The organism is Qipengyuania sp. MTN3-11 (assembly GCF_042851825.1).
In the GTDB taxonomy this organism is placed as follows: Bacteria; Pseudomonadota; Alphaproteobacteria; order Sphingomonadales; family Sphingomonadaceae; genus Qipengyuania.
This window is the reverse complement of record NZ_BTGM01000004.1, coordinates 224125-236674: the sequence shown is the minus strand read 5'-3', so window position 1 is coordinate 236674 and position 12550 is coordinate 224125. Positions and strand designations below refer to the sequence as shown.

General features: G+C 64.0%; 12 protein-coding genes and 1 tRNA gene. 7 read left to right on the top strand and 6 right to left on the bottom strand.

Annotated features, from left to right (window positions below):
• Nucleotides 1–24: 24 nt before the first annotated feature.
• Nucleotides 25–101, top strand: a tRNA-Arg gene (locus ACGHN1_RS13950).
• A gap of 17 nt (nucleotides 102–118) precedes the next feature.
• On the opposite strand, the gene ACGHN1_RS13945 is transcribed toward ACGHN1_RS13950, so the two are convergent.
• The 4 genes from ACGHN1_RS13945 to hppD all read right to left on the bottom strand — a co-directional run bounded on the left by ACGHN1_RS13945 (nucleotide 119) and on the right by hppD (nucleotide 3139).
• On the bottom strand, nucleotides 119–376 hold the full coding sequence (locus ACGHN1_RS13945; protein WP_390551469.1) for a hypothetical protein: 258 nt from the start codon (nucleotides 374–376) through the stop codon (nucleotides 119–121).
• A 144-nt stretch (nucleotides 377–520) separates the two neighbouring features.
• Entirely contained in the window at nucleotides 521–1393 is an 873-nt protein-coding gene (locus ACGHN1_RS13940; RefSeq protein ID WP_390551468.1) for a mechanosensitive ion channel family protein, read from the bottom strand.
• A 58-nt stretch (nucleotides 1394–1451) separates the two neighbouring features.
• Nucleotides 1452–2021, bottom strand: a complete 570-nt coding sequence (locus tag ACGHN1_RS13935) for a VOC family protein (RefSeq protein ID WP_390551467.1) — start codon at nucleotides 2019–2021, stop codon at nucleotides 1452–1454.
• Nucleotides 2018–3139 carry a 4-hydroxyphenylpyruvate dioxygenase gene (hppD, locus tag ACGHN1_RS13930; RefSeq protein ID WP_390551466.1) on the bottom strand — a complete coding sequence of 374 codons (1122 nt, stop codon included), beginning with the start codon at nucleotides 3137–3139 and terminating at the stop codon, nucleotides 2018–2020. Before hppD ends, ACGHN1_RS13935 begins: the two co-directional genes overlap by 4 nt.
• A gap of 145 nt (nucleotides 3140–3284) precedes the next feature.
• Here hppD and ACGHN1_RS13925 point away from each other — a divergent pair, with 145 nt between their 5' ends.
• From ACGHN1_RS13925 to ACGHN1_RS13905, 5 genes are all read left to right on the top strand, one after another.
• Entirely contained in the window at nucleotides 3285–3599 is a 315-nt protein-coding gene (locus ACGHN1_RS13925; RefSeq protein WP_390551465.1) for a septum formation initiator family protein, read from the top strand.
• A 142-nt stretch (nucleotides 3600–3741) separates the two neighbouring features.
• Entirely contained in the window at nucleotides 3742–4821 is a 1080-nt protein-coding gene (gene pdhA, locus ACGHN1_RS13920; RefSeq protein ID WP_390551464.1) for a pyruvate dehydrogenase (acetyl-transferring) E1 component subunit alpha, read from the top strand.
• Nucleotides 4822–4824: 3 nt separating this feature from the next.
• Nucleotides 4825–6222 (top strand): pyruvate dehydrogenase complex E1 component subunit beta, encoded by a 1398-nt coding sequence (locus ACGHN1_RS13915; RefSeq protein ID WP_390551463.1) that lies wholly within the window; start codon nucleotides 4825–4827, stop codon nucleotides 6220–6222.
• Between the two features lie 30 nt (nucleotides 6223–6252).
• Complete coding sequence (locus ACGHN1_RS13910; protein ID WP_390551462.1) at nucleotides 6253–6900, top strand: hypothetical protein; 648 nt, start codon at nucleotides 6253–6255, stop codon at nucleotides 6898–6900.
• A gap of 29 nt (nucleotides 6901–6929) precedes the next feature.
• A complete protein-coding gene (locus ACGHN1_RS13905; RefSeq protein ID WP_390551461.1) occupies nucleotides 6930–7394 on the top strand; it encodes a hypothetical protein in 465 nt (154 codons plus the stop codon).
• Here ACGHN1_RS13905 and trmFO read toward each other — a convergent pair.
• Nucleotides 7391–8770, bottom strand: coding sequence for a methylenetetrahydrofolate--tRNA-(uracil(54)-C(5))-methyltransferase (FADH(2)-oxidizing) TrmFO (trmFO, locus tag ACGHN1_RS13900; protein WP_390551460.1), 1380 nt, complete (start codon nucleotides 8768–8770; stop codon nucleotides 7391–7393). The genes ACGHN1_RS13905 and trmFO overlap by 4 nt on opposite strands.
• A 67-nt stretch (nucleotides 8771–8837) precedes the next feature.
• Here trmFO and ACGHN1_RS13895 point away from each other — a divergent pair, with 67 nt between their 5' ends.
• Nucleotides 8838–9512, top strand: coding sequence for a lysoplasmalogenase (locus ACGHN1_RS13895; protein WP_390551459.1), 675 nt, complete (start codon nucleotides 8838–8840; stop codon nucleotides 9510–9512).
• A gap of 7 nt (nucleotides 9513–9519) precedes the next feature.
• Here ACGHN1_RS13895 and gyrA read toward each other — a convergent pair whose 3' ends face one another.
• Complete coding sequence (gyrA, locus tag ACGHN1_RS13890) at nucleotides 9520–12363, bottom strand: DNA gyrase subunit A (RefSeq protein ID WP_390551458.1); 2844 nt, start codon at nucleotides 12361–12363, stop codon at nucleotides 9520–9522.
• Between the last annotated feature and the right edge of the window lie 187 nt (nucleotides 12364–12550).

Sequence of the window (12550 nt, the reverse complement as noted above, 5' to 3'; positions counted from 1 at the left end):
CGCGCTTTGCTAATACGCGCGCGGGCGCCCGTAGCTCAGCAGGATAGAGCACCAGATTCCTAATCTGGGGGCCACAGGTTCGAATCCTGTCGGGCGCACCAGTCCTCGTGCATCAATCTCAGTCTTCGCCTGATGCTTTTTCTGCACTGGCGACCCTTCGTCGTCCCCAGGCGAACTTGAGGGCGACGCACCCGAGAAGGAAAAGTATGGCGCCTGAAATCGCCCACAATGGCGCGGGGCCGGTGACCGGCGTGCACTCGCCCAGACAAGCGACGGGTTCGATGACCACGAGACCCGTTCCCTGTAGAAACCACAAACCGCCGAGCAGAATGGCAACGACCCCAATCACAGCAGAAGCGAGAACCACGAGCCTCATGTTCTACCCCTTCGGGCCGAAATCTAAGTCAATCCTCGTCCAGTGTCCAATTCTTGAAACGGTCGCGCACCCAACAGCATCGCAATCCGGGCGACGCGAACCGCCGGTCGATCGGATCCATGACCGCCGCACCTTGCACCGATCCTAGTTGACGGTGTCGCCTGCTGTATCGCCCAATGGTACTTTCTCCTTGAAGGTGTGCGTGACGTAGGGGAACGGGATTTCGATTCCGGCCTCGTCCAGCCCTGCCTTGACGGCGCGCACGACCCTGTCCTTGCTTTCCCAGCCGTCGCGCGGGGTCGATCCTGCCCACCAGCGGATAAGGAAATCGACCGAGCTCGAATTGAATTCCTGCGCGAAGACATCGATCCCCTTGCTGGCAAGAACGGTGTCCACGCCCTCGACCGCGCTGCGAATGACTTCGGCCGCGTGGTCCAGATCGGTATCGTAGGATACGCCGCAGACGATCTCGTGCCGCCGCTGATCGTGATCGGTAAAGATTTCCACCGGGTTCTTGAACAGGATCGAATTGGGAACGACCGTCAGTTCGCCCGAAAGCTTGCGGACATGGGTTTCGCGCAAGGTGATGTGTTCGACCTTGCCGGTGATCCCCTCGCATTCGATCACGTCGCCAATACGCATCTTCTCGCGCACCATGATCAGGACGCCGGCGAGGAAGTTCTCGAATATGTCCTGAAATGCGAAGCCGATGGCCACCGCGCCGATGCCGAGCCCGGCGAGCAGGCTGGCCGGAGTAAGGTCGGGCATGACCACAACCGCCGCGATGAACAGGCCGACGATCCAGATCCCCAGCTTGACGACCGTGTCGATCAGGTTCTTGAGGCTGGCCCGGATTTCCGTGCGGCCGACGATCATGTCGGAAATGCGGACCGCGAAGCGCGCGACGATCCAGGTAACGAAGACAATTAGCAACGCGATCGCGAGCGAGGGCAGGGCCTGGACAAAGCCTTCGCCCATGTCGCGCAGCTGGTCGCGCAGCGTACCGATGTAATTCACGTTTCAGGAACTCCCTTTCGCCTCCAACGCGGCAGAAAGGGCGGTGTTCCGCCGGAATTCAGGCTTCCGCGCGTTCCTTTCGCGCGAGCTCGTGAAGCCAGTCGGCGTGGCGCGGGGCCTTCTTGGTTTCGCTCCACTCGTCGAGCATCATCGGTGCGACGCGCTTCAGTTCGGCATATTGCTCGTCGGTCCCGATGTCCGCGGCGAGTTCGACACGGTGGCCGTTCGGATCGAAGAAATAGATCGACTTGAAGATGCCGTGATGGGTCGGGCCGAGGACATCGATCCCCATTCCCTCGACATGCTCTTTGGCGGCGAGGAGCTCCTCCTCGCTGCCGACCTTGAAGGCGAGGTGCTGGACCCATTGCGGCGTGTTCTCGTCCCGCCCCATGTCCTTCTGGTTGGGGAGTTCGAAGAAGGCCAGGATATTGCCGTTCCCCGCGTCGAGGAAGACATGCATGTAGGGGTCGTAATCGCCGGTCGAGGGGACGTGATCCTCGGCAAATGCGGTGGTGTATTCCATGCCGAGGACGTCGCGGTACCACTCGACCGTTTCCTTCGCGTCCTTGCAACGATAGGCGGCGTGGTGGACGCCGCCGAGCTTGATGGGGTGCGTACTTCCGGTCATTCCGCAGGCTCCACTTCGACGCTCTTCGCATCCTCGACGCTCAGCGTTCCGCGCTTGATCTGGTCGCGTTCCATGCTCTCGAACAGGGCCTTGAAATTGCCTTCGCCGAAGCCTTCGTCGCCCTTGCGCTGAATGAATTCGAAGAACACCGGGCCGACCTGCGCCTCGGCAAAGATTTGGAGGAGCAGTCGGGGCTGGCCGCCCTCGGTGGTGCCGTCGAGCAGGATACCGCGCGCCTTGAGCTGATCGACCGGCTCGCCGTGATCGGGCAGGCGCTCGGGCAGCATCTCGTAATAGGTCTCGGGCGGCGCGGTCATGAAGGGCACGCCGAATTCCTTGAGGCGGTCCCAGGCCTTGACGAGGTCGTCGCAAATGAGGGCGATGTGCTGGATGCCCTCGCCGTTGAACTCCTTCAGGAACTCCTCGATCTGGCCCTTGCCGCCGTCGCCTTCCTCGTTGAGCGGAATGCGGATCTTCCCGTCGGGCGCGGTGAGCGCCTTGGAGGTGAGACCGGTGTATTCGCCCTTGATGTCGAAGAAACGGATTTCGCGGAAGTTGAACAGGCTTTCGTAGTAGTCGGCCCAGTAGGCCATGCGGCCGTTGTAGACGTTGTGGGTCAGGTGATCGATGACCTTGAAGCCAGCACCTTCGGGATGCTTGTCGACACCGTCGAGATATTCGAAATCGATGTCGTAGATCGACAGCCCATGACCATCCTCGCCCTCGTAGCGGTCGATGAGATAGACGATCGCGCCGCCGATCCCCCGGATCGCGGGAATGCGCAGTTCCATTGGTCCGGTGTCGACCTGGACCGGCTCGGCGCCGCGCTCGAGCAGTTCGGCATAGGCCTTCTTGGCATCGCGGACACGGAACCCCATGCCGCAGGCCGAGGCACCATGCTCGCGCGCGAAGAACCAGGCCGCGCTACGCGGCTCGTAATTGGCGATCAGGTTGATCTGACCCTGTCGCCACAGCTGAACGTCCTTGGAGCGATGGCTGGCCACATGCTGGAAGCCCATGCTTTGGAACACCGGTTCGAGCACGCCTTTCTCGGGTGCACAGAACTCGACGAACTCGAAGCCGTCGAGGCCGATTGGATTGTCGAACAGGTCTGTCATGGGTCTCTCCGCAGGCTGAAATAGTATCATCGGAAACTATATTGCCACGATGCTCTCTTGTCAAGTCGAACGATGGGAAACCGGCGGTGTTCCATGATCGCCGAAAGCGCTTGCGCCGCGCCGGTAACTGTGATTCTGTCGTCTTATGACCAAGTTGCGCGACATCGTGCCGGGACTCGGCGGCGGCCGTACGGAAGCCTATGCGCTCGTCGGACTTCTGCTGATGGGCGGTCTGGCGGTTGCCGGTCCTTCGGGTCTGCTCGCGTGGAGCGAGAACCTGCGCCTGCGCGAACAGCGGCAGGCGCAGCTCGCGGTTCTCTCCGAACAGCGCGACGCGCTCAAGAACCGGGTAGAACTGCTTCATCCCGACCATGCCGATCCCGACATGGTGGGTGAACTCCTGCGCAGCCAGATGAACGTCGTCCATCCCGACGAGGTGGTGATCCAGCTCGAGGATTAAGCGCGGGTCTCTAGCGCCGACCCTACGCCCGTTCCCTAGCGTAATCGGCCGGCACCCCTGATCGCACGGCGTTGCGCGACCTGCCGGCTTGTGCCTATAGGCGGGGGCACTTTCCTCCCCGACCTCGAAGGATTTCCCAGCCTTGGCAAAAGCTCCCAGCCGCAAATCGAAGGATGCCGCCCCGACAGCGGCGACGGATGAGGATTTCAGCCTCCATTCGCTTCAGGCAGCCTTCGAGAAAGCGAAGCGCTACGACGCTTCGGAAGAGGAGATGCTGCGCTTCTACGAGCAGATGCTGCTGATCCGCCGGTTCGAGGAGAAAGCGGGCCAGCTTTACGGGCTGGGCCTGATCGGCGGCTTCTGCCATCTCTACATTGGCCAGGAAGCGGTGGCGATCGGGCTGCAGTCGGCGCTCGACAACGATCGCGACAGCGTCATCACCGGCTATCGCGACCATGGCCACATGCTCGCCTATGGGCTCGATCCCAAGGTCATCATGGCGGAGCTGACCGGGCGCGAAGCCGGCATTTCCAAGGGCAAGGGCGGCTCGATGCACATGTTCAGCACCGAGCACAAATTCTACGGCGGCCACGGCATCGTCGGCGCGCAGGTCCCGCTCGGAGGGGGGCTGGCGCTGGCGCACAAATACCGCGGGGACGGCGGCATCTGCCTCGCCTATTTCGGCGACGGAGCGGCCAACCAAGGTCAGGTCTACGAGACCTTCAACATGGCCGCGCTGTGGAATCTCCCGATCGTGTTTGTGGTCGAGGACAATCAATATGCCATGGGTACCGCGACCAAGCGCTCCAGCGCGGAAACGCGCTTCTATCGACGCGGTACCGCCTTCCGCATTCCCGGGATGGAAGTGAACGGAATGGACGTGCTGGAAGTGCGCGCCGCCGCCGAAGTCGCGTTCAAACACGTGCGTGAAGGCAACGGGCCGGTGCTGATGGAATGCAACACCTATCGCTATCGCGGCCATTCGATGTCGGACCCTGCTAAATACCGCACCCGCGACGAGGTGCAGGAACAGCGTGAGAAGCACGACCCGATCGAAGGTCTCAAGAAGGTGCTGATGGAAGCGGGCAAGTCGGAAGACGACCTCAAGGCGATCGACAAGGACATCCGCAAGACCGTGAGCGAAGCCGCCGATTTCGCGGAGAATTCGCCCGAGCCGGATAAGGCCGAACTCTACACCGACGTTCTGGTGGAGGAGTACTGAGCCATGGCGATCGAACTCAAGATGCCCGCACTTTCGCCCACCATGGAAGAAGGCACGCTCGCCAAATGGCTGAAGCAGGAAGGCGACGCGATCGAGCCCGGCGATATCATCGCCGAGATCGAGACCGACAAGGCGACGATGGAATTCGAAGCCATCGACGAAGGCACGCTCGGCAAGATACTGGTCGAGGAAGGGACCGAAGGGGTGAAGGTCGGCACCGTCATCGCGATGATGGCGGGCGAGGGCGAAGACGTCTCCGATATCGAGGCTCCTGCGCAAGAGTCCGCCGAGGCGCCGAAGGAATCCGTTGCAGGCGAGGGCAAGGATGTCGGGCGCGAGGATAACGACGGCAGCGTCACGTCGGCGCCGAAGAAATCGCAACCCAAGGCCGATCCCGAGGTCCCCGAAGGGGCGAGCTACACGAGCACCTCCGTCCGCGAAGCGCTGCGCGACGCGATGGCCGAGGAAATGCGCGCAGACGACCGGGTCTTCGTGATGGGCGAGGAGGTCGCCGAATACCAGGGCGCCTACAAAGTCACGCAAGGCCTGCTAGACGAATTCGGGGCCAAGCGGGTCATCGACACGCCGATCACCGAATACGGATTCGCCGGCATCGGCACCGGTGCCGCAATGGGCGGGCTGCGCCCCATCGTCGAGTTCATGACCTTCAACTTCGCGATGCAGGCGATCGACCACATCGTGAATTCGGCGGCCAAGACCAATTATATGTCCGGCGGCCAGATGCGCTGCCCGGTCGTATTTCGCGGGCCCAACGGCGCGGCGAGCCGGGTCGGCGCGCAGCATAGCCAGAACTACGGCCCGTGGTATGCGAGCGTCCCCGGCCTGATCGTCATCGCACCTTACGATGCGGCGGATGCCAAAGGGCTCATGAAGGCCGCGATCCGCACGGAGGACCCGGTGGTCTTCCTCGAGAACGAGCTGCTCTACGGCAAGAGCTTCGACGTCCCCGATCTCGACGATCACGTCCTGCCGATCGGCAAGGCGCGGATCGTGCGCGAGGGCGCGGACGTGACCATCGTCAGCTATTCGATCGGAGTCGGCTTCGCGCTCGAAGCCGCCGAAGCGCTGGCGGGGGAAGGGATCGAGGCCGAGGTGATCGACCTGCGCACCCTGCGCCCACTCGACAAGCAGGCGGTGCTCGACAGCCTTGCCAAGACCAACCGCCTGGTGATCGCAGAGGAAGGCTGGCCGACCTGCTCGATCGCATCGGAGATCATCGCGATCTGCATGGAGGAAGGTTTCGACCACCTCGATGCACCGGTGCTGCGCGTCTGCAACGAGGACGTGCCGCTGCCCTATGCCGAGAACCTCGAGAAGCTGGCCCTGATCGACGCGCCGCGAATCGTCGCAGCGGCCAAGAAGGTCTGTTACGTCGACTGAGCGACCACGCAACAAGGGGGGGCGACGCTTATGAGCGAACCGTCTCCCATCGAACTTCCCGAGGTCGTCCGGCTGGCACTCGCGTCGGCGCGCCCGCGCGATCGACCGATATTCGAGATCGCGTTTGCGCTCGACGCTCGTCTGGCGCGGATCGTCGGCGCGACGAGCGAGCCGATGCTCGGGCAGCTGCGGCTGTCGTGGTGGCGCGATCAATTGTCGGGAGACGGTGCGATCGATCGGAGGGGCGAACCGTTGCTCGAGCGGATCGACAGTAGCTGGAGCGGGTCGCGGGCTGCGCTGATCGCGCTCGTCGACGGTTGGGAAGCCTGCCTGCTGGCGGAGCAGAACGGATGGCGGCACGCGGCTCAAGGCCGGTCCGCGGTGTTTGCCGCAATCGCCGAACGGATCGGATCCTCGAGCAGCGAAGATTATGTCGCTGCAGCTACCGGAGCCTGGACCGCTGCCCAGATCGGAGCAAGCGAACCGTTCCGAATTCGGCAATCGCAGGGCGACGGTTCGATTGCGCTTTCGGACCCGGCTCCGCTCGACAAGGCAATGCGCCCGCTGGCGGTTCTGGCGGGATTGGGGCGGCGGGCGCTGCGGCATGGCCATTCCGACTTGATGGCCGGGCGGACGATGCCCTTCGTCGCCATGCGGCTTGGCTTATTCGGCAGATAGCTTATCCTCTTCGCCGGGGGGGGCTGTTCATGAACCGCATCGTTCTCGGAGCCGTGCTGGCGCTGCTGCTGGTCGGCGTCGGGCTGTTCTGGTGGCAGGGCCGGGCGGAGGTCGAGCAGGGCGCTCCGCCGCCCGATCCGGCGGCTCTGGACACGGCACCCGATGAAACCGAACTGCCGGTCGCCGACGCGTCCGACATGGTGGGGCCCGCGCCGCCCGAGGCGACCGAACTGACTCGCGAGCAGCGCCGCTTCTTCCGATACGACCGCAATCGCGACTGGAAAATCAGCCGGGTTGAGATGCTCTCCACCCGCACCGATGCCTTCCGCAAGCTCGATGCCGACGGAAACAATCTGCTGAGCTTCGAGGAATGGGCGGTGGCCACCGCCACGCGTTTCGACGGTGCGGATGCGGACGGCGACCGAGAGCTCACGCCGAGCGAATTCGCTACCACCGCGCCCACGCGCCGCGCCAAGCCCGCCTGCCGCTGCTAGGCGGGCTCGAGCGCCGCGTGGTCGAGCCATTCGGCAAGATCGGCCTTGGCGCGTTCCGTATAGGCTTCCTTGCGCTGCTTCTTCCCGACTTCGTGAAGCGGCGGGAACAGGCCGAAATTGACGTTCATTGGCTGGTAGGTCTCCGCTTCTGCATCGCCGGTGATGTGCGACAGCAACGCGCCCATCGCGGTGGTCGGCGGCGGTGCGGACCAGTCGCGCCCGGCCAGCTCGCTAGCTGCCATCAGACCGGCCATGAGTCCGACCGCAGAGCTCTCGACATAGCCCTCGCAGCCGGTCACCTGACCGGCGAAGCGGATATGCGGAGCGGATCGCAGGCGCAGCTGGCGGTCGAGCAGGGTCGGCGAATTGAGGAAGGTGTTTCGATGCAAACCGCCGAGCCGCGCGAATTCGGCATTCTCGAGACCGGGAATGGTCCGGAACAGCTCGACCTGCGCGCCGTATTTCAGCTTGGTCTGAAAGCCGACCATGTTCCACAGCGTTCCGAGTTTGTTGTCCTGGCGCAATTGCACCACGGCATGGGGCCAGCGGCCCTGCGGGAATTCCGGCGTGGTATCGCGCGGATTGTCGAGCCCGACCGGCTTCATCGGTCCGAAGCGCAGGGTATCGACGCCGCGCGCCGCCATCACCTCGATCGGCATGCAGCCCTCGAAATAGGGCGTGTCGGTTTCCCATTCGCGGAATTCGGTCTTCTCGCCATCGAGCAGGCCCTGATGGAAGGCGCGATATTGCTCCTTCGTCATGGGACAATTGATGTAGTCGCCGCCCTCGTTGGAGGCGGCATTGCGCTTGTTCCAGCGCGACTGGATCCAGCATATGTCCATGTCGATGCTGTCGCGGTGGACGATGGGGGCGATGGCGTCGAAGAACGCCAGCCGATCCTGCCCCGTCGCCGCGACGATGCTTGCGGCCAACGCCTCCGCAGTCAGCGGCCCGGTCGCGACGATCGCCGGGCCGGACGCGGGAAGCGTATCGATCCGCTCGCGCGCGATTTGGATGTTCGGGTGGGCCTCGAGCGCCTTCTGCACCTCGGCGGAGAACACGTCGCGGTCCACCGCCATCGCCGACCCCGCGGGCACACGGGCAATCTCGCCCGCCCGCATCACGATGCTGTCGAGCGCGCGCATTTCGTGATGGAGCAGGCCGACCGCGTTCTTCGTGTCGTCGTCGGATCGGAAGCTGTTGGAGCAGACCAGTTCCGCTAGCCCGTCCGTCTGGTGCGCGGGCGTGGAGCCGCCCTCAGGGATATTGGCCCCGCGCATTTCGGAGAGCCGGACCTTGAACCCGCGCCGGGCGAGCTGCCACGCCGCCTCGCTTCCGGCGAGGCCGCCGCCGATGATGTGGATGTCATGTGTCATTGCCGGCCTCATCTAGAGCTTGTCACCCATGCCCATCAAGCCGTAGCGGGGCCGGGAGGGAGACCCCATGCCGAAACGCGCACTCGTTGAACACCGGCCGTGGCTTTTCGCCAGCATCATCGCCGCAGTGAGCTTCTTCTTTCTGGCCGACGAAACGGTCCCCGGCGTTTTCCAGATGGTATGGAAAGGCCTCGGGGTCGGCCTGCTCGCCGCCTATGCCTGGCTGCGCGGCCGCGGAACCGATGGCATGATGATCGCGCTGGTCATGTCGATCTGCGCGCTGGCCGACGTGGTGCTGGAGATTTCCTTCCTGATCGGTGCGGGGATCTTCGCGCTGGCGCATCTCGTGGTGATCACGCTTTACTGGCGCAATCGGCGTCCCGGCCCTGCGGTGAGCCAGCGATCGGCAGGGTTCGCGCTCTTGATCGGGGTTCCGGCGATCTCGGCCATGATCACCTGGCCGCGCGAGAACTGGCATTTGGCCACGGGTTACGCCCTCGTGCTCGCGGCGATGGCGGCGACGGCGTGGACCAGCCGGTTTCCCCGCTACAGGGTCGGAGTCGGCGCGGTGCTGTTCGTCGTTTCCGATCTGGTGATCTTCGCGCGCGAAGCAGGCCGGTTCGATCCCGACATCGCCGGTTGGCTGATCTGGCCGCTATACTACGCGGGGCAATTGCTGATCGTGACCGGCGTAGTGCAGACCACCCGGTCGGACGCCCGTTCCGGACTTCGAACCGCCTGACGCCGTATCAGCTGCTGTCGGGCTCGTCCTCGACGTTATCGTCCGAATGGAGGGTCGTATAGGGCTCGGTCCGGGTCAGTCCGCCGCGCGCGGCGATCTCGTCGGCGACCTTCTCCTCCGCCTCGTTCTCAGGCTCCGCGCTTTCGTCGATCCGTGCTGCGCCGACGATCTGCTCGCCCTTGGCGACGTTGAAGATCCGCACGCCCGACGAGACCCGGCCGGAGATCGAATAGCCCTTCATCGGCGGCTCGAAGCCCCCCTCGATCAGGTGGCGGAAAGTGATCGGCAGGCGGATCAGCTTCGCCTGATCGGTGACCAGCATCAGCTGCATCCCGTGGCGGACGGGGAAGCTGGCGACGACCGGCCCGTTGCGGGAAGGGTTCGCGGAAGGTTCGCCGATATTGGTGAGTCCCTGACCGCCGCGACCGGTGGTGCGGTATTCGTAAGCCGAGGAGATCTTGCCGTAGCCATTCGCGGTGAGCGTCAGGATGAATTCCTCCGCCTCCGTCATTTCCGCAACCTTTTCCGGGTCGAGCGCAGGCGCGACGTCGTTGTTCTTCCAGTCCGCCGCCCGCAGATAGGTGTCGCGCACCTCCGTATCGCGCTCCCCGGCATCGAGCACCGCCATGGAGACGACCTTCTCGCCATTCCTGAGCTTCATGCCGCGAACGCCGATACCGGTGCGGCTCTTGGTCTCGCGCGCGTCGGTGGCGGAGAAGCGGATCGCCTTGCCAGCATCGGAGGCGAGGAAAATCTCCTGCTCCTCGGTCAGCAGGCGCACGCCGATCAGCCGGTCGCCGCTGCCCTCGACGAAGCCCATCGCATATTTGCCGCCCGTGGGGACGTTGGTGAAGGCATCCATCGAATTGCGCCGGACCATTCCCTGCTCGGTGGCGAAGACGATGTTGAGCCTGCTCCACTCGTCCTCGTCTTCGGGGAGGGGCAGCACGTTCGTCACCCGCTCATCGTCGCCGAGCGGGAGGAGATTGACCATCGGCCGCCCCTTGGTCTGGGGGCCGCCCTCGGGCAGCTTCCAGACCTTGAGACGATAGACCCGGCCGGTGTTCGTGAAGAACAACACGGGGTTGTGCGTCGAAGTGACGAACATTTCGACGACCGCATCCTCGTCCTTGGTCGCCATACCGCTGCGGCCCTTGCCGCCGCGCGCTTGCGCCCGGAAGGCGTCGAGCGGAGTGCGCTTGATGTATCCACCGTGGGTGACGGTTACGACCATCTCTTCGCGCTCGATCAGGTCCTCGTCCTCAAGCCCGTCCCAGGCGGGCGCGATTTCCGATACCCGCGGCGTGGCGTAGGTCGCCTTGATCTCTTCCAGTTCCTGGCGCATCACGCCGTAGAGCTTCACGCGGTCGGCGAGGATCGAGAGATATTCCTCGATCGCTGCCGCCAGCTCCTTGAGCTCGTCCCCGATCTCGTCGCGCCCGAGCGCGGTCAGGCGATGAAGCCGCAGTTCGAGGATCGCCTTCACCTGCCGTTCGGAGAGGCGATAGGTTCCGCCCTCCTGTTCCGAATTGGGCTCTATAGCCTCAACCAGCGCGATGTATTGCGCGATGTCGCCGATCGGCCATTCCTTGACCAGCAGCCGCTCGCGTGCCTGCGCCGGGTTGGAGGCGCCGCGGATCATCGCCACCACCTCGTCGAGATTGGAAACGGCGACCACGAGACCGAGCAGGATATGAGCCCGGTCACGCGCCTTGTTGAGTTCGTATTTGGTCCGGCGCGTGATCACTTCCTCGCGGAAGCCGATGAAGGCCTGGACGATGTCTCGCAGGGTCAGCGTTTCGGGCCGGCCGCCGCGGATCGCCAGCATGTTCGCCGGGAAGCTCGCCTGTGCCGGAGTGTGCCGCCAGATCTGGTTGAGCACGACCTCGGGGGTCGCGTCGCGCTTCAGGTCGACGACGACCCGCATGCCTTCGCGCGAACTCTCGTCGCGGATGTCGGACACGCCCTCGATCCGCTTGTCCTTCGCCGCCTCGGCGATCTTTTCGACTAGGCCGCTCTTGCCGACCTGGAAGGGAATCGAGGTGAGGACGATCGAGCGGCGGTCGTTCCGCCCGGTCTCGACCTCGTGCCGGGCACGCTGGAGGATCGAGCCGCGACCGGTGGTATAAGCGGCACGCGCCCCGGACTTGCCGAGGATCAGCGGTGCGGTCGGAAAGTCGGGCCCCGGAATGATCTCGAACAGTTCTTCCGAACTGATCGCGGGATTTTCGATGTAGGCCAGGCATCCATCGATGACTTCGCCCAAGTTGTGCGGCGGGATATTGGTCGCCATGCCGACCGCGATACCGCCGGCGCCGTTGACGAGCAGGTTCGGAAACCGGGCCGGGAGAACCGTGGGCTCGCGGCGCGACCCGTCGTAATTGTCGGCGAAGTCGACGGTGTCCTTGTCGAGATCGTCGAGCAGGGAATTGGCGACCCGGGCGAGCCGTGCCTCGGTGTAACGCATGGAGGCCGGGGGATCGGGATCCATGCTGCCGAAATTGCCCTGGCCATCGACCAGCGGTACGCGCAGAGACCAGTCCTGGGTCATCCTCGCGAGCGCGTCGTAAATCGCGGAATCGCCGTGCGGATGGTAATTGCCCATCACGTCGCCGACGATCTTGGCGCTCTTGCGATAGGGCCTGCCGGCGACGAAGCCGCCTTCCTGGCTGGCGAAGAGGATACGGCGATGAACTGGCTTCAATCCGTCGCGCACGTCGGGCAGGGCGCGGCTCACGATCACGCTCATTGCGTAATCGAGGTAGCTCGTCTTCATTTCCTCGACGATGTCGATACGGTTGTAGTCGTCGCCGGGCGCGGGGCGGTTCAGCAATTCGGTGTCGTCGCTCAAAACGTCGGTCTTTTCTCGATAGCGGGCAGGGGCCCTTACCAGCCCGCAATGTAGGAGCGACTTGTCGCAAAAGCCACCGAGGCGGGGAACCCGAGGGCGGCTTCGCGCACTCTTTTCCACATATCGCGCCGATTGCCTTGCCGAACCCTGCCAGGTCGGCAAGGAACGGCATTCAATGGCGGTTCAG